17 protein-coding genes are annotated in these 22,850 nt (G+C 51.8%); 11 read left to right on the forward strand and 6 right to left on the reverse strand.

From position 1 onward, the window contains the following. Positions 1-3: 3 nt before the first annotated feature. Both JDV76_RS09425 and JDV76_RS09430 read right to left on the reverse strand, forming a co-directional pair. Positions 4-765 carry a CPBP family intramembrane glutamic endopeptidase gene (locus JDV76_RS09425; RefSeq protein WP_376993036.1) on the reverse strand — a complete coding sequence of 254 codons (762 nt, stop codon included), beginning with the start codon at positions 763-765 and terminating at the stop codon, positions 4-6. Then, entirely contained in the window at positions 765-2,003 is a 1,239-nt protein-coding gene (locus JDV76_RS09430) for an amidase family protein (RefSeq protein ID WP_198736647.1), read from the reverse strand. Before JDV76_RS09430 ends, JDV76_RS09425 begins: the two co-directional genes overlap by 1 nt. A 58-nt stretch (positions 2,004-2,061) precedes the next feature. Between JDV76_RS09430 and pheA the strand changes: the two genes are divergently transcribed. The 6 genes from pheA to JDV76_RS09460 all read left to right on the forward strand — a co-directional run bounded on the left by pheA (position 2,062) and on the right by JDV76_RS09460 (position 10,738). Next, positions 2,062-2,910: a prephenate dehydratase gene (gene pheA, locus JDV76_RS09435; protein ID WP_198736648.1), complete on the forward strand. Its 849-nt coding sequence runs from the start codon at positions 2,062-2,064 to the stop codon at positions 2,908-2,910. A 314-nt stretch (positions 2,911-3,224) separates the two neighbouring features. Continuing rightward, on the forward strand, positions 3,225-4,484 hold the full coding sequence (locus JDV76_RS09440) for a nucleotide sugar dehydrogenase (protein WP_198736649.1): 1,260 nt from the start codon (positions 3,225-3,227) through the stop codon (positions 4,482-4,484). A 21-nt stretch (positions 4,485-4,505) separates the two neighbouring features. Beyond that, positions 4,506-7,451: a glycosyltransferase gene (locus tag JDV76_RS09445; protein ID WP_198736650.1), complete on the forward strand. Its 2,946-nt coding sequence runs from the start codon at positions 4,506-4,508 to the stop codon at positions 7,449-7,451. 67 nt (positions 7,452-7,518) lie between these two features. Further along, the gene (locus JDV76_RS09450; protein WP_198736651.1) at positions 7,519-8,883 is read left to right on the forward strand and encodes a glycosyltransferase; all 1,365 of its coding nucleotides are present in this window, start codon (positions 7,519-7,521) and stop codon (positions 8,881-8,883) included. Between the two features lie 103 nt (positions 8,884-8,986). Further along, positions 8,987-9,853, forward strand: coding sequence for a hypothetical protein (locus JDV76_RS09455; RefSeq protein ID WP_198736652.1), 867 nt, complete (start codon positions 8,987-8,989; stop codon positions 9,851-9,853). Between the two features lie 33 nt (positions 9,854-9,886). Then, positions 9,887-10,738: a hypothetical protein gene (locus JDV76_RS09460; protein ID WP_198736653.1), complete on the forward strand. Its 852-nt coding sequence runs from the start codon at positions 9,887-9,889 to the stop codon at positions 10,736-10,738. Positions 10,739-10,790: 52 nt separating this feature from the next. Here JDV76_RS09460 and JDV76_RS09465 read toward each other — a convergent pair whose 3' ends face one another. Next, a complete protein-coding gene (locus JDV76_RS09465) occupies positions 10,791-10,988 on the reverse strand; it encodes a hypothetical protein (protein WP_198736654.1) in 198 nt (65 codons plus the stop codon). Positions 10,989-11,846: 858 nt separating this feature from the next. Between JDV76_RS09465 and wecB the strand changes: the two genes are divergently transcribed. From wecB to JDV76_RS09490, 5 genes are all read left to right on the forward strand, one after another. Then, positions 11,847-13,019 (forward strand): non-hydrolyzing UDP-N-acetylglucosamine 2-epimerase, encoded by a 1,173-nt coding sequence (gene wecB, locus JDV76_RS09470; RefSeq protein ID WP_198736655.1) that lies wholly within the window; start codon positions 11,847-11,849, stop codon positions 13,017-13,019. Continuing rightward, positions 13,003-14,286 carry a nucleotide sugar dehydrogenase gene (locus JDV76_RS09475; protein ID WP_198736656.1) on the forward strand — a complete coding sequence of 428 codons (1,284 nt, stop codon included), beginning with the start codon at positions 13,003-13,005 and terminating at the stop codon, positions 14,284-14,286. Before wecB ends, JDV76_RS09475 begins: the two co-directional genes overlap by 17 nt. 212 nt (positions 14,287-14,498) lie before the next feature. Further along, positions 14,499-16,076: a glycosyltransferase family 4 protein gene (locus JDV76_RS13055; protein ID WP_418884423.1), complete on the forward strand. Its 1,578-nt coding sequence runs from the start codon at positions 14,499-14,501 to the stop codon at positions 16,074-16,076. A 188-nt stretch (positions 16,077-16,264) separates the two neighbouring features. After that, complete coding sequence (locus JDV76_RS09485) at positions 16,265-16,981, forward strand: ABC transporter permease (protein WP_198736658.1); 717 nt, start codon at positions 16,265-16,267, stop codon at positions 16,979-16,981. Between the two features lie 33 nt (positions 16,982-17,014). Continuing rightward, positions 17,015-17,815 carry an ABC transporter ATP-binding protein gene (locus tag JDV76_RS09490; RefSeq protein WP_198736659.1) on the forward strand — a complete coding sequence of 267 codons (801 nt, stop codon included), beginning with the start codon at positions 17,015-17,017 and terminating at the stop codon, positions 17,813-17,815. A gap of 46 nt (positions 17,816-17,861) precedes the next feature. On the opposite strand, the gene JDV76_RS09495 is transcribed toward JDV76_RS09490, so the two are convergent. From JDV76_RS09495 to JDV76_RS09505, 3 genes are all read right to left on the reverse strand, one after another. Beyond that, positions 17,862-19,142, reverse strand: a complete 1,281-nt coding sequence (locus JDV76_RS09495) for a glycosyltransferase family 4 protein (protein WP_198736660.1) — start codon at positions 19,140-19,142, stop codon at positions 17,862-17,864. Positions 19,143-19,515: 373 nt separating this feature from the next. Further along, positions 19,516-22,005 carry an FtsX-like permease family protein gene (locus JDV76_RS09500; protein WP_198736661.1) on the reverse strand — a complete coding sequence of 830 codons (2,490 nt, stop codon included), beginning with the start codon at positions 22,003-22,005 and terminating at the stop codon, positions 19,516-19,518. Next, the gene (locus JDV76_RS09505; protein ID WP_198736662.1) at positions 22,002-22,808 is read right to left on the reverse strand and encodes an ABC transporter ATP-binding protein; all 807 of its coding nucleotides are present in this window, start codon (positions 22,806-22,808) and stop codon (positions 22,002-22,004) included. The genes JDV76_RS09500 and JDV76_RS09505 overlap by 4 nt, the downstream gene beginning before the upstream one ends. Between the last annotated feature and the right edge of the window lie 42 nt (positions 22,809-22,850).

The raw sequence follows: 22,850 nt of genomic DNA on the forward strand, positions 1-22,850 counted from the left end.
AGACTAGGAGATGAACAGCCCCGCCAACCCCAGTGGTTCGACAAGTGTGCTGTAGCCGACGAAGGCCACCGCATCGATGAGGAAATGCGCAACGATAAGCGGCCACACGCGCCGGGTCCGGGTGAACAACCAGGCGAACACGAGCCCCATCACGATGTTCCCCAGACCTGCGGAAAATCCCTGGTAAAGGTGGTAGCTTCCCCGCAGGAGCGCGGACGCCCCGATCACCGCAGGTGTGGACCAACCGAGCTGCCGCAACCTGGTCACCAACCAGAACACCACCACGGTCTCTTCCGCGAATGCGTTCGCGAAGGACCACACGAGCAGCACAGGAGCCTGCCACCACACCGAATCCAACGTCGTCGGAACGACCTGCCGGCTGAGCCCCAGGTGTAACGCCGCCAGGTAGAAAACCAGACCCGGCACACCGATGAGGGCCGCGAGTCCCGCGCCTCTCAGCCAATCCCCACCACGCAGCGGGAACATCCGGACACCGGAACCGGACAACAGGAACAGTGCCAGCAGGCCCCACCCGATGAGGACCGAAGCCGAGCACAGCTGCAAAGCCAGGTCCAACCAGTGCACACCGGCCTTCGGCGCATTCAGCGTCACCTTCTGGGCGCTCAACGGTTCCGGCGCCAGAGCCGCATCAAGCAGCCGGAGCGCTGAGCGCACACCCGACATACCGAACGTGACCAGCAGGATGACACCGATCTCAGCCCGGATCCGCGTCGCCGTCGTCCCAGGTCCAGCCATTCCCGTCATCACGGGTGCACCTGCGAGGCCACACCAAGCAACTCACCGAACGACGCCCGCACAGACCCGAGATGTACACCCACGGGCGGTCGCCCCGCCGCCGCAACAGGCACACTCACCGCCGCACCACCGGTCATGTTGAACAACGTCGCCCACGGGGTCCATCTCGTTTGCTCCGCGAAATCCTCCGGCGGCTCCAATCGGGAGAAATGGCCGATCTCCGGCGGATCGAACGCCAATGTCGGGGACAGGAGAACGTCAATGTCCCACGCGGACAGAATCATCCCTAAGACGGCGTCGAAATCGGCGACAGCCTCCGCGCGCCGGGACTCGGACAGAGCCGCGCCCCGCTCCCGCAGCCACTCGATGATGTCACTCGCCGGGCCGGGGATGTGGACGGAGCGGGAAGCCAACACATCGGCGAAAGCCGCGAAGGGCCGCTCACCGTACGGGCGGGACACCTCGCGGACCCGGTGACCCAGATCAGACAGGCGATCCGCCACCGTGCACACGGTGGACACCATCACCGGACTGACCGACCCGCCACCATGCAGTGGCTCCACAAGCACCCCGATCCGCAGAGGTCGTCTCACCGTCGACACCCCGAACACGAAGGCCGCGTCTCCGACCGAGCGGGTGATGAACCCCTGCGCGGTGGGCGAACCACCAGAACTGTTGTGCGGGGGTTTCACGCCCACGGTGCCGGTGGCTGCCGCAGGCACCCGGATCGAGCCACCGCCGTCAGAGGCGTGGGCGACATCCACCAGACCGAGCGCCACCGCCGCGGCCGCACCTCCCGAGGAACCACCCGGTGTCCGCCCCGGCCACAACGGGTTCGCCACGGCAGGCATCCCCACCGGTTCGCAGTATGCCGTCATCCCCATCTCGGAAGTCTGGGTCTTGCCCGGAATGATGACACCCTTCCGAAGAAGTTGTGCAGCCCACGGGTCAGTACCAACATGTTGTTCCGTACGCGTGACGGAACCGTAGGAACAGGGAAAACCGGCGACGGGCATCAGATCCTTGATCGGAAGCACCAGACCATGCAGCCTCCCGCGCCGATCTGCGGGAACCGACTCGAGGTAACGGACGCGTCGACGTGCGAGTTCGGGATCGACGCTGGCGAAACTGTGGACAACGCTATCTTCCGAACAAATCCGAGTGAGGTATTCGTCGAGTGTGTCGCCGAGGTGACCGAAGCCCGCACGGAGGCGGTCCTCGAGCGGGATTACGGAGCCGTTGACCATGCGAGCAGATTACCCCGCCGGGGTGGGCGAACGCGGGCTGGCGGCTACAATCCGATACATGAAAACAGTCGTCGCCTATCTGGGCCCCGAAGGAACGTTCACCGAGTCAGCGTTGCTGGAATTCCAGAGGCGAGGATGTTTCGGGCCGGGCGACATCGCCAAACTCCCTGTGGAGAGCCCACATGAGGCGCTGAATGCGGTGCGATCCGGGGCCGCACAGTACGCATGTGTGGCAATTGAGAACTCGGTCGACGGGCCGGTTACTCATACCTTCGATGCGCTTGCTGACGGCGCAGGAGTGCGGATCTTCGCGGAGACCGAGATCGAAATCAGCTTCTCGGTAATGGTGCGCCCGGGTACTAGTGCGGGCGAAGTACGGACCTTCACCACACACCCGGTGGCTCGCCAGCAGGTCCGTAACTGGACTGATCGTGCTTTTCCGGACGCAGAATTCGTTCCTGCATCATCGAACGCCGCTGCAGCAAAAGCCGTAGCGGAGGGGCATGCTGATGCCGCAGTCGCTCCTCACCGAGCGGCGGAGATCTTCGCTCTAGACGTGATTGCGGAAAATGTGATCGATGTGCCCGGCGCTAGAACGCGGTTCGTCGTGGTCGGAGGAATCCACACGCCCCCGGCCCCGACTGGCAATGACCGGACCGCCGTGGTGTTCACCCTACCGAACACCCCCGGAGCCTTGGTCTCCGCATTAACCGTATTTTCGTCCCGTGACATTGACCTCTCCCGGATCGAATCACGACCAACCCGTACCGAACTAGGGACATACAGGTTCCACGTTGACATAGCAGGGCATATCGAGGATCGAAAAGTGGCAGAAGCGTTTCAGGCGCTGGGAAAGATCGCGGAGGGTCTCACGTATCTGGGATCGTGGCCCGTCAAGCCAAAATGAAATTGAATCCATTGAAAACGAGGACAGAAAAACCAAGGTACTACATTTCAGGAGCCTAGCGACATCGCACAGTGGGCTTGGCAAGTCTAGCTGACGGCGAGCATCCGAGGCCCCTCACTAAGAAAAAGCGTCGAATCTGTTGTCAAGTGTCCTTATGAAATGATACGATCGCACCGCGCGTACTTCTGAGTGATTGAAGACTAAACTGGTTCTATTTCAGTCCGTCAGACCTGTAAGGTATTCCTATTTGAATAGCTTAACTTCAATTTATAAACGCGCTTCGATGCCAGTACTAGAGAGCGGAAAGATAAACAATGAAAAAGAATTTGACGATTGTCGGTCAAGGCTATGTAGGGCTTCCTCTGGCCCAAGAAGCCTGCCTTAATGGCTGGCATGTTTCGGGATATGATGTCAACGAGAAATTAATAAGTAAAATCAACGCTGGAATTTCGCATATTGATGATATTTCCGACCAGGATCTGAAGGAAATGATCAAATTCGGATACTCGGCTACCTCTGATCAGGGCATTTTTAAAACCGCCGATGTTATTGTTGTCTGTGTTCCGACTCCGCTTGGTGAGGCGGGTTCGCCGGATTTAAGTGCGGTCAAAAGCGCAATGAACTCTATTGGCTCTAATATGAGTAAAGGTGGTTTGGTAATTCTTGAATCTACTACTTATCCAGGGACTACCGAAGAAATTTGCATACCCATTCTTGAATCTGAATCTGGACTGAAAGCGGGTGAAGAGTTTTATGTCGCTTTCAGTCCTGAACGTGTCGACCCCGGTTCTACTAAATACAATATTAAGAATACCCCAAAGCTTGTCGGGGGTTGCACACCGGAGGCAACGAAAAGAGCCGTGGAATTTTACTCGGACTTTATTGACACCGTGGTACCTCTTTCGGGTGCGAAAGAAGCCGAAACAGCAAAACTGCTCGAAAACACCTTCCGGCATGTCAACATTGCACTAGTCAATGAAATGGCAAAATTTTGCAATGAGCTAAAAATCGATATCTGGGAAGTTATCAATGGTGCGGCGACGAAGCCTTTCGGATTTATGAAGTTTACACCTGGTCCCGGAGTGGGGGGACACTGCATACCCATTGACCCGAATTATCTATCGCATGAAGTGCGTAGGCGACTTGGCTATCCTTTCAGATTTGTCGAACTGGCGCAAGAGATCAATAGCACTATGCCGGCTTATGTGGTTAGCCGCGTTGGCGATTTGCTGAATGAGGATCGAAAAGCCATTAATGGAGCGACCGTTGCTATACTTGGTGTTACTTATAAGCCGGATATATCGGACCAGCGCGAATCGCCAGCGCGTCCGATTGGCAAGCAACTTTTGTTAAAAGGCGCTAATCTTAAGTACTATGATCCTTACGTTCCCAAGTGGAACCTCGACGGTGAAGAAATTAGTTCCTGCGAATCTATTAATGAAGCAATTTCAATAGCTGATGTGGTGGTTATTGTACAAAACCACTCACAATTTGATCTCGCTAAAATTGCTAATTCTGGAAAGTTAGTTCTTGATACTCGCGGAATCGCCCCATTCCCCGCCCGCAAACTCTAAAGTATAACGAAAGCGAGACAGGTGATTTTTTTGCGTAATTTATTAATATCAATGGGAAAAGTTGTTCAAGCTGCGATTGTACTTTTGCTGTTTAGCGTCCTAGTTGTGTTACCAGGACTCGCGCAAGGCTCTTTAGTGCTAGTCACACTAGGTTTTCTTGGAGTTCAAACTAGCTTGATTTTAATGTCTTTAGCCATTGTTAGGTTGCTAAACTCTCGAAGTTCGAAGATTCAGCAATCTGTCATCGAATGTCAAGAGAAGACGGATGAAGAGTTAGGATTGGTTTCGAAGCAAGTTGATCGTAATAGCAACGTCCTTCGTTCGGTTGCGGACTATGTTTCAAAAATTGAAGTTCGCAGGGGAGTAGATGTAGTTGAATCAAAAGAAGAAAATAAGCTCCCATTATCTCCGAAAGAAACAAAACTTGAAAACCTAATCGCCGAGCTATCACCCTGCGGAAATAATTTAGAATCCGGCGGTCCTTATTTTGGTATCGGGCCTTGCTACGAGTATGCATCACGATTTCGAAAAGGATCGTTATATCTCGAAACTTTCGCGTTAAGGTCAAAAAGCGAGCTTATGCGGGATGTTTTCGCACGAGCTGCGACGAATATGCAGTTCGACTGGACGGATCTAAGGAAGTATCTCTGGGCGATAAGTTCCGGAAATATTCGAGATGTTGTCGGCCTCACTCAAAATTGGGATGAGAGCTCGTTAAGATGTTTGGCTCGAGTACTTGCTAATCAGCGATTTAAACCGAATGACGCAAATGATGCTTATCGTATATACCGGTTTGTTATTGACCACTGGGGGGATTCGATCCTGGGGAAGCGAGACATCTATCTCTTTGTAGAAGTCTCTGTGCTTGTTAATGATACTAAGAGGGCCAGGCAGTATCTTAAAAAGCCGACTATCAGTAGAAAAGATCGAATTCATTATCTTCTCAATTTGGCGAATTTATCAAATCCTTCCATTGCAACCGGAGCAAGCTGGGAGCGTTGGCTCGAAAACGTCAACCAAATGTATCGCTCTAATGACATAAAGGAAATTTCGTTTAAAGAAAAATGGCAAAGCACTCCGCTGGACAGTCTATGTATCAAGGATTCGATTAATTCGATATCGGGTCCGCTGGTCTCTATTATCGTACCAAGCTTCTGCGGGGCTAAGCATATCGAAACGACCCTCGAGTCACTGAACAAACAGACTTGGGCTAACATTGAGATCATCGTCGTTGACGACTGCTCACCGTCCGATCAATTTACACAAACCGAAGCCATCTGCCGCAAGTTTTCCAATGTCACATTACTACGTCAAGAACAGAACTTGGGTGCATACGTTGCGCGGAACGCCGCTCTATCGAAATGTTCCGGCGAATATATTACCGTCAAAGATGATGACGATTGGTCGCATCCTCAGAAGATCGAATTTCAGGTACGCCATCTCGAATCAAATCCTACAATACTCGCTAACATGAGTCGGCATGTGCGAGTAACTGAAGATTTAGTTTTTGGCCGTATTAATAATGCTCTAACATTTTCCCAGAGTAACTTTTCATCTCTTATGGTTAGACGCCGAGTATTTGATATGATCGGACCTTGGGCTGAAGTAAATCGTGGTGGTGATGTTGAGTTTCGAGATCGGCTACTTAAAATCCTTGGTGGGGAAGTTCCTGTTGTGGGTAAAGCCCCATTGTCATTCACCCGTATACATGCAGATTCTTTAACCGCAGGTGAAATGGGTCGTGGTTACGTCGACTCTTCTCGGTTATTTTATTTCTCTGCGTATTCGCACGCCCACTCAGTACTTGATGCGCAAAGCCTGTTTGGTGGGCCGAAAGAGGTTGCAGCGCCGAAGAACATTCGGGCAGGGATGCGAAAGAAATTCATTGGGAACTTTGACATTGTTTTCGCTACTGACTTTCGTTTTCCGGGGGGTACTACAAGCCTTACCCTGAATGAGATTGAGGCTGCTGCCGACGCTGGATTTAAAGTCGGTTTGATTCACATTGAGTCACCGTTGAACTCTCCGAAGACGCCGATTAATCCCCGTGCATTTGAGGTTGCTAATAAGGAGAATGTCACGGTGCTTTCTATCCTGGATCATGGGGAAATAGACGTACTTGTAGTCCGGCATCCAACTGTTGTTCAATTTCTTGGCGATTTAAAATCAAATCTCGTAGTTAAGAAATCTGTGCTGATTGCGAATACGCCACCGATTACTCCTGGCGGTACTGGTGCAGGATACGACCTACTTCAATGTTCTCAAGTTATGCGGAGGATTTTTAATAGTACGCCGTTGTTAGTTCCTGAGACAGGAGTGACTAGGAAAGAGTGCTTTTCTCTACTAGGACCTAATGTTCTCGCATCATTCGACTGGCCGGGTTTTATCGACACCGAACGTTTCCTGCCGAGGAAAGTAGATTTCAACAATAAGCCCGTAGTCGGGAGGCACTCACGAGAGCATCCTCACAAATGGCCAGATTTAAAATCTGAAATTCTTGCTGTTTATCAAGGAAATAATATTTTTGATGTTTCGATTCTTGGAGGAGTTTCAGCGCTACCGGAGAAAGTACGTAGCATGGTTCTTAAGAAGTCAAAGGTATATGAATTTGGAGAGATTGATCCGGCCGAGTACCTGAAAGAGATAGATTTTTGGGGTTATTTCCATTCGAAGCACTGGGTTGAGTCTTTCGGGATGTCGATTGCCGAAGCAATGGCTGCTGGTTGTGTTGTAATTCTTCCTCACTATCTGAAGGATAATTTCGGCGATGGTGCGGTCTATAGCAGTCCCGCTGAGTTCCGAGCGACAGTCGCGAAATTATGGGCAGACCCCGTGGCGTATACAGCGCAATCACGTAAGGCCCGGCAATTTGTAGAGGCCACGTTCTCGAGAAATGCATTTCTCGCTAGGATAGCTATGTTAACTCGTAAAGAAGATGGTAATTCTGATGCGTCTATCGAGGAGTAGTCAATTCCAAGTACTTGGGCTTGTACTTGTCCTCGGCGGGTTTCTTCTATCTTGTGTTTTGTGGGTATTGATTGCACTGGCCGTAATTACTATACAGAATCGATATCTGGGGTACGCACTTATTGCGATTTTTTTTCTCTGGATTCTGGTTGTTGTCGCACTAGGCTCGCTGCTCTATGGCCGGCGCTATCTGCTTGCGCGCTACATTCGATCTATTGTGAAATCAGGTGGAAGTCGTCGTGTGGTGCCGGAGCGTCTAGAAGTCCGGACGGGAGCGGACCTCCAGGATATCCCTGATGATTTTCTTAAGAAAGGTACGGAACCGAACGTACTTTTTGTATCTAGCAACGGAGCTGGGCTGGGTCATCTGACGCGATTAATGGCCATAGCACGGAGATTGAAATGTAATACGTCGTTTTTCTCATTCTCTAAAGGTTACCGGGCCGTTAGCCAGTTAGGATGGAAGATCACCTACTTTCCTTCGTATGATAAAGAAAGGATCTCTCGGTCGTTGTGGGGATCGCGATTGACGGCTGCCTTTCGATCTTGTCTCATAACTAGTCAGGCTGATGCCGTTGTTTTCGACGGAACTCATGTGTATCCAGAATTGACCGAAATTTGTCGCTATCACGGAATTCCGCTCGTTTGGAGCCAGCGAGGCTTATGGAAAGCTGAGTCTTTTCGCAGATCCTGGCAACGCCATGATCCGCAGCTAGTGTGTGATCACTTACTCATACCTGGCGACTATGCAGGTGAAGATCTCCACGGGTATCCCGATCGACCGTTTCAGAAAAAGTATAATCCAGTTATTTTTTTTGATCTGGACGAATGTCTATCTAGCATAGATGCCAGAATAGCGTTGGAATTACCTGAAGGGCCGAAATATATACTTATTCAACTTGGGGCCGGTACAATTAACCAGACCGATGAATTCGAAAGAGTAGTTGTTGAAAGTGTTCGAGTAATTTCGCCAAATTGGGTACCGGTCTTAGTGAGGTCAGAGTTGAGCTCATCAAATCGTGCTCCGGAGGGAGCTCTACTGCGCAGATGCTACCCCATGGGTCGCTACTATAATGCGTTTGACGCGGCGGTAGTCGCTGGCGGGTATAATTCTGTGCAAGAAGTCGTCTCGTATTGCTTACCGGCACTTATTATACCGAACTTATACACAAAAACTGACGACCAAGAGCTTAGAGCAAAACGATTGGTAGACGCCGGACTTATTTTGAGCACTACGGCTTCGCATGAATTGTTTGATAAACTATCGCTTTTAGTTTCGGATGATGTTAGGATAGCGATGCGAGAGCGCATGGCTAATGTAAAAAAAGAGAATGGTGCTCATGCAATGGCTGAAGATATTTATCGGATCGCGTTGAGCTCTAAGGAGTGGTGGCCTATTATTTCAGAACCATCCTCTGCGAGCTCGGGCTAATGTTCGAAGATATTTTTCGCCCGGTCGGTAGGAGGGTGTACAGGCAGCGCGTCGATCCATCGTTCCATAATTGTATTTGCAAGAAAAAAAGAGATGATAGTTTATGGATATAAAACGCAATCGGAAATTCGATTCCGCTAGTCCTGAGTATGGTTCGATTGATGTCTTTCTGCAGGAGCCAATCATTCCATCGGGTAATGGATGTGTTTACTATGGAGGTCTGCCGATCGATTTTTTCCTGGAAGACGCAGGCCAAAACACGTTGCTCATTCTTCTTCAGGGGAGTGTGACAGCACGTTCACGTTTCCCGTGGACCCGGCAGCCTAGCTATTTGCACGATATTGGTTCTCATGCGACCGTGATGCTGAGCGATCCAACACTGTATCTGGATAACTCCTTGACGACTGCTTGGTTCGCAGGTAATCGCCATCAGCCACAGTTGCAACAAGTAGCTACAAAATTGATAGCGAAAATTGCGGCTAACGTGGAGGGCCGTAAACTAGTGTTCGTTGGTGGTGCTGCCGCCAGTTTTTCCGCCCTCTACTTTAGTGCAAAATTTCCGCTCTCAACGGCGGTCGTTTTCAATCCCTGTACCAATATCGCTCGATTCCCCGCTTATACGGTTAACAACTGGTTGTATAAAAGCTGGGAGGTTGAGTCTCTTTGTGATTTGCCTTCCCACGTAACGGTTGATCTGGACTCGTTGTACCGAGGTAACGTAACAAACCGGGTCTTTTACATTCAACATCCCAATAATCACCGGAAAATTACCGACGAACTTCCATTTCTTGGCCAGATTAGGCCGTTGCGGAACTGCTGTTTTGTTACTGAAGAAGATCTAGGGGGCGATCAGAACATTGAAGATGCAGTACGGTCGGAATTTGTAAGATTAGCTATGAGTACACCATTCGGTTCGATAGTTGATGGCCTCGAGTTTATCGGAATGAATGATCTTCTCGCCCTTAATTGAATCTATTTAACATGTTTATTGGAGCTGGCAAGAATGAACTTTGTAAAGAAACGTGATATTGGTCCATATTACGATCGTCTTTTTTCTTGGGGTTCTTTAGGGAAGTTTTTAGCTGCGCACGATGTTGATTCCGGTGTCCATTCTATCAAACTCGGGAATCTTCCTCTCGACTTCGAGCTCGGCCTAAATACAGGTCCGCATCTACTCGTATTCTTCCATGGAGCTATTACAGCAAATCTCGATAGACGGCTCCCCTGGTTCACCGGACAAGGAATTTCGAAGGGGCTCAATGCTTCGACTCTTCACATTTCCGACCCGTCTCTTTATTTAGGCGACGGTATTGTGTCTGGTTGGTACCTTGGCAACAAGCATCAAACAGATCTACAGCAAAACCTAGTTCAGATAGTGGAAAAATGCCGGCTCTCGGCCGGTGCCAGCCAAGTTGTGTTCTTTGGTGGTTCTGGCGGCGGGTTTGCTTCGCTATATTATAGCGCGCAATTTCCACTGTCTACCGCTATAGCGTTTAATCCCCAAACAAATCTACACCGCCATTCTTATAAAAACCTACGCCCGTATTTGAAAGTTGGATGGTCGAAATCCCGGTTAGTTGATCTGCCCGCCACGGTGCAGGTTAACTTGGACGATGTTTATAAGGGGTCTTTTAACAACCGCGTTTTTTATATCCAAAACCGTTCCGATCATCACTACGATATACATCTTCGGCCATTCGTTTCGAATATAGGAATCGGTGAAATGTACCTTAAGATCCATGATCTAGCGCTAGCACACACGCCGCCGCCGAAAGAGTTTCTGCGAAGCGTACTAGAAAGTGTTCTTTTGCGGCCGTTCAACGGAAATATAGAGGGTTTTAGTTCGGTGCACTAGGGTGCGTCCCCGTTAGTTGAGTAGTGAGTATCGGGGCGGTGCCCGTGTGGGGTCAGGCGACGGCGAGGTTTCCCCAGTGCAGCGACGAGGAGTGGGAGTGGCTTGCGCCCCTTGTGGCCCTCGAACCGAGAAAGGCAAGGGGCATCTGTTTGTCAACCAACCACAAGGTGATCGAAGACATGAGCTGCTGCTCCCGCATAAGGTCACCTTCGTCGAGGGAGTCGCGGGAGGATTTCAGCCCGCGGCACACGCGTGTGCAAGCGTGCCTCCCGCTACGCGGACGTCAGGAAGTGGGGCCAGGGCTTGAGTTCAATGCTGTCTGACACCACCGTCACCAGGGTGATCGACTGGACTTTCTCGGGGTTTATGCCATGATCGGCCGTGCGGATCAATCGGAACGAATACACCTAGGCTCGTGCATGACCTCGTGCGGGACACGCGGGGGGGGGCAAGACGGAGTCGCACGTACTATCTGTTTCCTGGACTGTGAACCGTGTAGGGCATGGTAACGGCGGCTCATGTGATGGATTGACGGCCATGATCCACCGTGCAGCCGGCGGGTGTGGTTGGCCGCTGGCGAAGGTGATCGGCGCCGCCTCCGCTCGGGCACATCGTATCCGTCACCCCGGAGAGCGGCATGGCCGCAGCTCGAGGACGCCGCGGCTGGCGTGGTGGTCAGCCCCTAAAGATTTGGCACTCGCCTCTGTAAAAGAGCGAAACACTGTCGAAGGGTCCTCGTTTTGGCCACACAGTGGTTAGTGTTGGCTATAAGCTACGAGAGACTTGCGATCATCTATCGCGCTGCAGCCACCTTCTTTGCGATCCTGACCGGGCTACTTTCAACAGCAGACACCCCATATTTGTCAGTCATCGCGTTTACATGCTTCACTAGTCCATGTAGGTGAATCCTGTTGTCGTTTTAGATCTAAGACCTCGTTGCTTCAAAATCCATTCGAATATGAATCTCCTTCTTTTGAATTCCAGGAGTCTGGTACAATAAAAGCGGTGCGGTATGCGAAGGTGTGTGTTTGTGGTGGCATTTGCTACCATCTCTCGTGTTCCGTCTTTTCGCCGCTGGTAGTCGATTAAACTAGGAAGGTCCCAGCTTGTGATATCAAAACACCTAGTTTTCGTCTATGGTACGCGTCCTGAGCTTATCAAACTAGCTCCGCTAATACTGACGTCGAGGAGGAACTCGACTTTCAAAGTAACCGTCGTTAGTTCGGGACAGCAGGGTAAAACTTTAAGTGCATTAGAGAAGTGTTTTAAAATTCATCCCGATTTCGAACTTTCCATCGAGCGGCGGCAGCTTTCGTTGGTTGAACTCGCGGCGTCAATGTTCCCCTTTTTTGGAAGAGTCCTAGACGACCTTGCCGTGGATCATCCGCCAATCGATGCTGTTGTCGTTCATGGAGACACAACGACAGCATTAGTTGCAGCCCAAGTTGCAGCGTTGGATAGTATTCCGGTAGTCCATGTCGAAGCTGGATTACGTTCGTTTAACCGAAACTCACCATTTCCGGAGGAAATTAATCGGCGCATAATTGGAGTTCTCGCAACCCTTCACCTGGCGCCAACCGAAATAGCAGCCCAGAATCTATGGGCGGAAAGGATTTCAAGGCAATCCGTTCATGTAACGGGGAACACCATCGTCGATTCATTGAGGATGGTCGACCGAGATACTAATTTGCCAACCAATATTTCGCGAATCGTCAGTGCCCATAGGATCCTTCTAGTGACATTTCACCGACGGGAGAACTGGGCTCACCTTACTGATTTTTGCCACACGCTAAAAAATATAGCTGATAATAATCCAGATTGGCGAATTGTTTTTGTAGTTCATACGAACCCTAAGCTTGAGGAGACTGTTAACGCGCATTTAGGCGGCAACAAGCGTATAATTTTGCTGCCTCCGCTGCCATACCATCAGTTTGTTGCGCTAGAAAAAGCCGCTTCCATAATTATTACCGACTCCGGAGGAATTCAAGAGGAAGCCGCTATTTTGTCTAAGCCAGTCCTCTGCATACGCAGCGTCACTGAGAGGGTTGAGGCGGTTGAGGCGGGTTTTGTTCGACTAGTTGGTCTTAACTCAGCAAATATAATTACGGCCTTTCATGAAGCGGCTGCGAGAATTTCACCGCCAGCCGATGAGCATCGTGAAGTCGGATTTTCCGAATACAGTGATTGTAGCCCAAGTCAAGTGTCTTTTAAGATAATTGATAGATTTATAGAACAGAACCAAAAATCAGGGATGAGAGATTTAAATGAAAGATTGCGGTAGTGAAAACTTGAGAATTTGCGTTTTGGGTCTCGGCTATATCGGTCTGCCAACGGCACTTATGTTCGCCAATGTGGGTTACCGAGTGCATGGAATGGACGTATCTTCACGGCTGATTGATGATTTAATCGCGGGTAACGTTGATTTCTCAGAGGCGGGTTTAAATACCCTTTTCCGACAGGTCCGGCAGGAGAACAAGTTCTCAGTTTCGACCGAAGTTACTGCTGCGGACGTTTTCATTGTCGCTGTTCCAACTCCGAAAGGCACCGGAAATCAGCCGATATTGGAACCCTTATATTCGGCCATCGATAAGGTCGTTCCTCTCCTTCGCGGAGGCGAGATTTTGATAATTGAATCAACGATACCACCTGGTACGATTCGAAAAGTGGAAGAGAAGATTTACCATGCCCGTCCAGATTTATACAATAATGGCGGAGAGGGAAACGTTCCGAAAATAGCTTATGTTCCGGAACGTGTAATACCCGGTCGCGTGATTCAGGAAATAATACAAAACCGTCGTATTGTCGGTGTGTCATGTAATTTAGTGGGTGAAAGTGTTTCCCGGCTTTATGCCAGCTTTGTTACTGGAGGAATTGATACAGTTACGGTTGAAGTAGCTGAGTTGTGTAAGCTAGCTGAGAACTCTTTCCGAGATGTCAATATTGCATTTGCAAACGAGCTTTCGATGATTTGCGCTTCAAGAGGAATCGACGTTGATGCGGTCATTCAGCATGCCAACCTCCACCCGAGAGTGGAAATTTTGCAACCGGGTATCGGGGTAGGGGGACATTGCGTAGCGGTCGATCCTTGGTTTTTGGCTACAGAGTTTCCTCAAGAGAGTGATCTTATTAAAACAGCGCGCAAAGTAAATACCAAGAAAACCAATTGGTGTGCCAAACGCATAGTATCGGCGATTAGCCGAAGGGGGCTCGACGAGATATATTTTTTGGGTCTGGCGTTTAAACCAAATGTCGGCGATATCCGCGAATCCCCGGCAATACAGATAGTGCGCTTTGTCGCAGGTAATCGGCCAGATCTAAGCATCAAAGTAGCCGATCCTTACATAGATTACATACCGCCTGAACTTAATGAGTTTCGAAATATTCAGTTTGTTGCGGCGGCCGACTTGGACCAGATTAAAGGAAATTGCTTTATCCTGGTCGAGCACCGAGATTATCAAAAATATAGCGGCGCCGATTTCCAATTTGACGATTTTCCGCCGAACTTAAATGTAATTTCCGATTGGATGTACGACTACCGTTCGGAATAGATATCCAAAATAATTTGCGTTTCCGAACGTCAGTTATTACACGTCCTTGTTATCGTATTTGAAAACTGGTACTGTTCCATATATCGGCTGTCATTAATCCTCTAACATGGTATGGATATTCTTTCGGTCGTGAATCGCCTTAGGTGGTAGTAATGAGGGTCGGTAGTACGATGATGCGCAGACTATCTAATATCTTGTCACTTTCCAGCTCGATGTTATCCCGATCCATCGAGGACCCTGAATCAGTAGTTCACGTTGCTATCCAGCAGATCTATTCGAGAGTTACATACACTGAATCGCCCAAATACTCATGGACTAGATCTGTTGTCTCAAAAAAACTTACTAATTTTTGTGATCTATTAGGTTCCGTGGGAGATAAGACGGTAGATCTACTTCCAGGTCTTTCCAGGCAGGCCGTTGAATATTGGAGAATCGGTGATATTTCGAACGCGATCTGCCATTCAAAAGGTGTCCAAAAAAAGCAATACGAAGAATGGTACCGATTTATACTTTTTATAAACGATATTATATTTCTGTCACGGACGAGCGTTAGATGCCCATCAAATAGTCGGCACCGTCCTCTAATCTTTTTAGTAAATTCATTGCCATATTCTTCGTCGGGTTACACTCATCGAAGCCAAAAATTGCTCGCTTCCATGGTGGAATTAGATATCCCTGTTAAGGCGGTCACAAGGTTAAGCTACCCCTGTGATATTGGCTATATTCGTGCTACGGTTTCTACGCGGGTTGGTTCCATGGTTTACGAACATTTGTTGGGAAAGATCCGTCCGGTTCGACCACTTGCTCGATGTCTTGTCCAGGCGCACTCGCTGCAGGAAACTGCGGTTGGGAGCTCTGTCAGCCTAATACACGCTACAACTCCTTGGCATCATGGTGCGTCAAGTGCGTTAGTCTCTGCGTGGTTAGGTTTACCTTTTGTTTATGAAATGAGAGGGCAAATCGAAAATACTTGGCTCTCTAGGATACCGTTTGGCAATCGACACAATGCAGCCGGATCTTCTTGGTATCAACTTTCTCGTAGGGCCGAGGAATCCTTATCGAGATTCGCGTCTTCAGTCATTGTACTATCTGAGGTGCAAAAGAATGATTTAGTCGAGCGTGGTATCGCGAAGGATAAGATTTTCGTGGTGCCGAACGGTGTCGATGTTTTCAAGAGATTCCGGCCGAGTCGGGATAGTAGCCGTACCGAGCTTGGTATTGGACCGTCCACTTGTGTCTTCGGAACCGTTTCTTCGATTGTCAAGTATGAAGGCCTCGACTTACTTGTTAAGATGCTCTCATCGTTGCCGCCTGACGGAGACTTTGTAGTACTGATTGTAGGTGATGGAGACGATTTGAAGAGGATAAGGAGCTTTGCTACAAAGCAGGGCTTATCCGAACGTTGTATTTTTACAGGGGCGGTAGATCCTGTCGTCGCAGACCGCTATCTTCAGTGTCTCGATGTTTTTTGCATACCTCGAGTGGATTGCGAAGTAACCCGTATGGTTACTCCAATGAAAGGATTCGCGGCATTATCTTATGGAATTCCAGTCTTGGTTAGTGACCTCCCTGCGCTTAGAGAAGTTGTTCCATCGGAGTTGAACCATTGGTGTCTACCCACAGGGCGAGTCGAGGAATGGGCTAAGATGGTTTGGTATTACAGGAATGGAGTCAAAGCGGACGAAACCGAGGCTATAGCTGGGTTTCTTGCCGATCGCACTTGGCGGCATAGCGCTGAAACTGTTCTTAGTGCTTATGACTACGCAGTCAACAGATCAAAGGATAGATAATGGGTTTATTCGGCTTTAGTGTGTCTCGACGGACAGGTTCTAGATTTGACGTGGCTAGTAGTCTTACTTTCGAACAATATGGCCACCTCATGTCTGTTCACCGGCGGCCTCGATTGGGTAGGTATCTCGCCGAAACCTATAGGCGACGATTTTACATATGGTCTGACGCGAAATCCAAGGCGTTTAGTTTGTCCCGCGGCATGTTTTTGGGAAGAGTCTGGTTGATTTTAGCGCCAATTCTCGATGTTCTTCTATATGGATTTGTATTCGGGGTTCTATTAAAAACGTCTCGTGGCATCGAATATTTCGTTCTATTTTTGTTTATTGGCGTAACATTTTTTCAGTTCATGGCCGGAAGCATTAACGGTGCTAGTGGGTTTATAAAAAAACGGAAGAATGCTGTTAAGGCTTTTCCCTTTCCGCGCGTGTGTCTGGTGCTAAGTCTTTTGGTACAGCGTTGTTTAGATTCGCTTCCTTCAATCGGTGTACTAATTATTGCTGTATTGATCTTTCCCGATGGGCCGGGAATCTCATACCACTGGTTGGTCGCGCCACTGGTGTGGTTCTTGATGGTGTTTTTGACCGGCGGTTTGATGCTTGTCACTTCTTGGCTTACTGAGATCATTCCAGATATGAAAACCTTGGTTAAATATGTGGTGAGATTCTGGTTCTACTCGTCTGGAGTTTTTTACAGTATAGACCGCTTTTCTGGAGGAGGTTGGGTTCATATGCTGTTGGAGCTCAATCCAGGTTCTATTATTCTATCCGCATTTAGGGACTCGCTCATCTACCAATCTTGGCCAGACGGTGAGCGTTTGGTATTGTTGGCAGTATATAGTTTCTCCATTTTTTTTCTTGGTTTATATTTATTTTGGTCAAGAGAACCACTTTATGCGAAGGATTGATTGTACGATTTCGTATAATGGAGGCGACTTTGAATGAGTAAGTTAGAAGGTTCGAGAATTTCGTTTGGTGTTCAAGATTTAGGTGTCCGATTCAACCCGGACTGGGATTCTCGAACTACCTCTCGGCTAGCGTGGGGTCGAAAAAAGAAAAGGGGAGGTAGTATATGGGCCCTTAGGAACGTTAGTTTTCACGTCTGTGAGGGTGAGTCGGTAGGCGTACTAGGTCGAAATGGCTCAGGAAAGAGTACACTCCTGCGTGCTATAGCAGGCTTGCAGACTCCTACTGAGGGCGGAGTACTTGCTAGGAGTCTGCCGATGCTGTTGGGGGTTTCGGCCGCGCTAGATGGCCAGCTGTCCGGTGCTGAGAATTCGAGGCTCGGAGCCCTCGCCCTTGGAATAAGTCGTAATGATCTACCGGATGTGTTAAAGGAAATCGAAGACTTTGTTGAGTTGGGAGATGCTTTCTACCGGCCAATGGGGCAATATTCATCTGGTATGGCGGGTCGCCTCAGGTTTGCCATTGCGGCCACGGTTAGGCCAAAGATCCTTTTAGTCGATGAAGCATTGGCAACTGGTGACTCGGCTTTCCGGAAGAAATCGGAACAGAAGATGAGAACTTTAACCGGAGACGCTGGCACGTTCCTTTTGGTGACCCATAATGCAAAAATAATCGAGTCAATGTGTGAACGGGCGATTTGGTTGCATCAAGGCTCTTTAGTTGCGGATGGGGACGCCCGAACGTTAAGCCGAGCCTACCGAGACTGGTCCAGCCATCTTTCAAAGGGCCGGCCAGATTTGGCACGGAAGGTAGAACAGCGTTTGTGGCTTTATTGAGTTTACGGACTTTGTCCATGTCTCACTCGTTTATTAAGTGTTTTGTCTAAGTATCGTCTGAGAGCAATTCTTCTACCACTTGTATCCATTTTTCTTCGAGATTTTCTAACTGGCTATTTTGTTGAAGCCAAATATGTCCGTTGTCTTCAACGTTGAGTTCCTCCGGGTTTTCTATAAGATGCTTCCAAATTTCGGCTAGTGATTTTGGATTCATCGGGGGAACTATACTCCCTGCATTTGATTCTGACACTATTTGGGCTGCTTCTCCATTGACGGCCGCGGTAATATGTTTTCCCGTTGCCAGTGCTTCGAACAGTTTCGACGGAACTGTATAGTTCATTGGAGTCCATGATTGTAGGTGTACCAAAATCGTGTCGCACCAGTTGTAGTGTTCAGCAATTTGGGCAAACGGTATACGGCCGATGAATTCTATAGGAAGATTATTTTCTCGTACGAGTTTCTTTATTTGCTCAAGATGGGCTCCGCCTCCTACGATGCGAAGCTGAGGGCTGTATCCACTTTGAATTAATAGTTTAATCGCGTATGCGGCATTTTCCAGCCCCTGTGCTCGGCCTACCGTTCCAGCGTAGAGGATGCGTATTGTTTTTTTGTTTTCATTTGCTTGTTTAAGGCAGTTGGTGATTGTCGGATCAACCCCGTTTCGGACCGATACGACCTGGCCGCGGGCTGTTTTCCGTTTAATTTGGGCCAGTGACTCGGTGGTGGTTATGATGGCCTCTGCTCGTCGGAGAATTTCGTGAAGTATTTTTCCGGCGACCATGAGTGTTATGTGAAATGCCGCTATTTTCGCTTTTCGTTTTATTGAAACCGTACTTGGCTGTGGATCTCTCCATTCATCGAGGTATTCGAGTATTTCAGGCCAGGCGTCTCGAAGTTCGACAACGAGAGGGGCCCTGATGAGCCGAGAGACAATATAGGCGACCGGGGCGGATGGTAGTGCGGGGACCGTGCAGCATACTATGTCTATTGGCCGCCTGTTTCGGTGAGCATCTCTGACTGCTCTATGTGCGAATATCAGTTGAGACAACATGATGACCTTTTGGTCGTTTATTCTGCTGATAAGTGAAGGATTATGTTCCTTAAATCTGGTCCTGTAGATGTGGATGCCTTTAACGGAGTTGTCAATTGCCCCAGTTTGGTGTAGCGGATCCTCCGAAATTAGCTTTCCGCCGGGATAGTGGGGAGGGGGGCAGACGACGGTGAGCTCGTGACCAGCCTCGATGAGAGCGCTGCTGATCCATTGCCACCGTCGCTGGACCACGCCCTGTTCGGGCTCCCAGTACTGAGAGATGAGGAGAATGTGCATCCCGGTTAGCATCCTCCGGTCGCGGTGCGACTAGAGTGATGTATGGGGCTGGGTGAAGTGACAAGTGGGAATACCGGTTCGGGGGTGAAATGAAGCAACTGTGGACCCTTCCGGAAGCATATAGGTAATCAAAAGTGCTGGTTGGCTGTCGTTTTTATGGGGTTATTCTACCGTGTACGGCCGAATCATTCTATCTTTTGTGTAAACTGCAGTGGTTTTGGTCGTGGTTGAAACCCGGAATCGGGGTGGGTCGTTGTCTGGTGGTCTTGGTGGAATCGACCAGGTCTCTGGAGGACTGGTCGTTGTCGGAGCATTCTGCGTTACAAGGCTTTCACAGTCACTGGGCTTGGGCGAGGGATCGGATGGGCTCGCTTTATGTGGTCCGGGTGTGGCCACGACCGGCCGCGACAAGGGCTGATATACAGGTGATGAGTAGTGCGCTGATGGTGAGCGTCCCGGAGATAGCCGCATCCGGCGAGGTGAGAATACCGGAGTGAGAACCTCCCGAAGTAGCGATTCCGCCCACCCACGTTCCTAGTACCCCACCGGCTATGGCGGCGATGAGGGCGGCTGGGATCGCGAGGACCGTGACCTCCGTCAGCAGCATCAGCATTTGACCAGCCCGGGACATGCCCAGCGCGCCCAGGAGCTCCCTGTCCCGTGCCCGTTCCCGGACTGCGAGGGTTACCGTGTTTGCGACGCCGACACCAGCTATCAGTCCGGCGACGAGCGTCATCAGTGTGGACATGGTCAGTATCCGGTCCGCTGTCGCGGCGATCTCGGCCCTGGTGGAGAAGCTCTCCGCCACCGACACCCGGGACCCGTTCTGCGCGATAGCTGCGCTTATGGCGGTGAGCGTCGGGTTGCCCGTGGCCTGATCCGGAGGGCCTTCGGTGCGGATCAGGATCGCTGGACGGGGGAGCGGTGGTGCCTTGTCCACCGGAACACCCTTCGTCTCGAGGGAACGGGCGCGGGCACCGTCGACGAGATCCGGCGCGATGAAACTCGTGCGCCCGGTCCCGTGGCGGACTGTGGCGGTGACCGGTTGATCGAAGATGGTCAGTTCGACCTGGCGGCCTTCCCTCACGCGATCACGGATCGGTGAGTAGTCACCGACGATGATCTCCCCCGGTGCAGCACCCATCCCGCCGCGGAGCAGTTGTCCGCCAGCGGCTTGATCCAGGGTGAGAACGTTCTCCGAGGTACCCCAAGGGTTGTCGACTCGGGCTGCACTCGGTGCTATCGCAGCTGCCACCCCGTCGGTATTCCGGATCGCGGTGACAAGATCATCCGGGATCGAATCCTCGAGAGCCGTCACCGTCACATCGATGTCGCTGGTTCCCCGAGCGCCCGCGGTGAGATGGTCCCGGATTGTGTCCTGCCCGTGGAGCACCGCTGCGACGAGGGCGACTCCGGCGAAGATGATCGCCACGAGAGCCCCAGAGCGTTGCACCTGGCGGCCGACGAATGCCGCACCCAGCTGGAGCGTCGGCGCCGGGAGCAGGCCCATGACGCGGGAGAGTCGGTTGATCAGAGCAGGTAGAAGGACCGCGAGCATGATGAGGACGCCGAGTGCGATGAGGCTGGCGGCTCCCACCGACCCGACCACCGCTCGCTTCGCTGTCATTCCGGGGACGACGGTCGCGGCGGCAAGTCCGGCGGCGGTGGTGGCTGTGCCGAGGACGAATGTGATTACGCGGCGCGGGACGCTCTGTTGGCTCACGCCCTGCGAGGCGAGTGACTGCGTGATGGGGCGCCGGACGACAGACCGTCCCGCCGGGAGCGCGGCGAGCACCGCGGCCATCACCCCGAGGAACACGATGACCGCTTGCCAGGAACCGGACAGTGTCACATCTGCCAGTGGGACCCGCACCCCGAGGACATCAGCGTTGGTACCCGCAATGCGAGCGAGCCACAGTCCGGCAGGTGCACCGAGCACCCCCGCCAGTACGCCGAGGATCGTGGCCTCCAGGATGACCGAGACGAGGATCTGCGCGGTGGAGGCACCCGTGGAGCGCAGGAGTGCGAACTCCCGCTGGCGCTCCCCAGTCAACACCGAGAACGCCGAGAGGATTACCAGGCCTGCGACCGCTGCGACGACCGCGATGAACACCGCGAGCAGCAGGAAGTATCGGTCCCGTTTGGACAGGTACCGGTTGGAAAGCTCCGCGGTGTGCGCCGTTGCGGTGGTGACCGAGGTCGAGCTGCCCTGTGGCAGTGCGGCCCGGATAGCTCCGGTGAGCGCCTCCGGCGTGGTACCGGGCACCGCCATAACTCGGATTTCCCCGGTGCGGGAGCCGCCGGACCAGGCATCGACGGTTGCCGGTGTGGCGAGAATCGACTCGGAACCGATGAGCTGTTCCTGAGCGGATTTCTCGGCTCGTCCCACGATCCTCACCCGGGTCGGGTCCGGGATCCCGGGGGCCTCCAGGGAGAGTTCCTGCCCGATTGCGTGATCGTCGTCGGTGGCGAGCACCTCGTCGTCCGCTACCGGGAATCTTCCCTCGGTCAGGGAGCGCCACTGCAGGGGGCCGTCGGTGACGGACTGGATATAGGTGGAGCGGTATACCGTGCCAGTGTCGGCGACAGCGCCTCGGAATGTCTGGTCGAACACCGCATCCGCGACGCCGGGAACGGCGCGGATGGCCGTCAGCGGATCGGCGTCCCGGTCGGTGTTCCGGACGGTGACCACGACGTCCGTGTTCACATAGGGGCGGTCGAAGATCTCCCCGACCGTCCGCTGCAGCGTCGTGGTGATCGCTGCGGTCGCGACGGTGAGTGCGACGGCGGCGAAGATGGAAAAGAACAGTGAGAGATAACGCAGCCCACGGTGACGGAGCTGCGCGACGGCGAGGCGGATCACGCGGAGCCACCCCCGTCTGCGGCGTGCCGGGGATTTCCGGACCGTGCCGCCGGGCGCCGGGTGTCGTGGGAATCGGTGACACGTCCGTCGCGCATCGTGATCAGATGGTCACCGCGCTCGGCGGCTGCCGGGTCGTGGGTCACCACGGTGAGTGTCTGGCCGAATTGGTCGACCAGTTGACGGAACAGGGAGAGCACTTCGGCTCCGGTCTCCGAGTCGAGGGACCCGGTGGGTTCGTCGGCGAAGATGATGTCCGGGCGGGCCAGCAGGGCCCGGGCGATGGCGACGCGTTGCTGCTGGCCGCCGGATAGCTGGTGCGGGAGGTGTTTCAGGCGTTGGCTGAGCCCGAGCCGTCCGGTGATCTCGTCGTACCAGCCTTGGTCGATGCGGGAATGGGCGAGGCGCATCGGTAGTCGAATGTTGTCCCGCACCGTGAGCACGGGGACGAGGTTGAATTCCTGGAAGATCACGCCGATCCGGGTGCGGCGGAGTTTCGCCCGCTGGTTCTCGGACAGTGAGCTGAGGACGGTGTTCCGTTCCCGTCGGTTTCCCGGACCCGTGCCGTGCAGTGTGACAGTGCCGGAGTTGGGGACAGACAGCCCCGAGAGGCAATGCAGGAGGGTGGTCTTGCCGGATCCGGATGGTCCCATGATGGTTGTCCACCGGCCGCGCGGAAGCGTGACCGAGACGTTGTCGAGCGCTCGCACCTGAGCCTCGTCGCTCCCGAATATCTGCGTGAGGCGGCTCGCAGTGAGGACAGGGTCATACTGATTCGATGCGTCGAAAACAACCGTAGGAGTCACAGTCAAAATCTTGCCTCAACTATTGGGTAAGTGCGAATGGGG

This window comes from Corynebacterium marambiense (genome assembly GCF_016342275.1).
Taxonomy (GTDB): domain Bacteria; phylum Actinomycetota; class Actinomycetes; order Mycobacteriales; family Mycobacteriaceae; genus Corynebacterium; species Corynebacterium marambiense.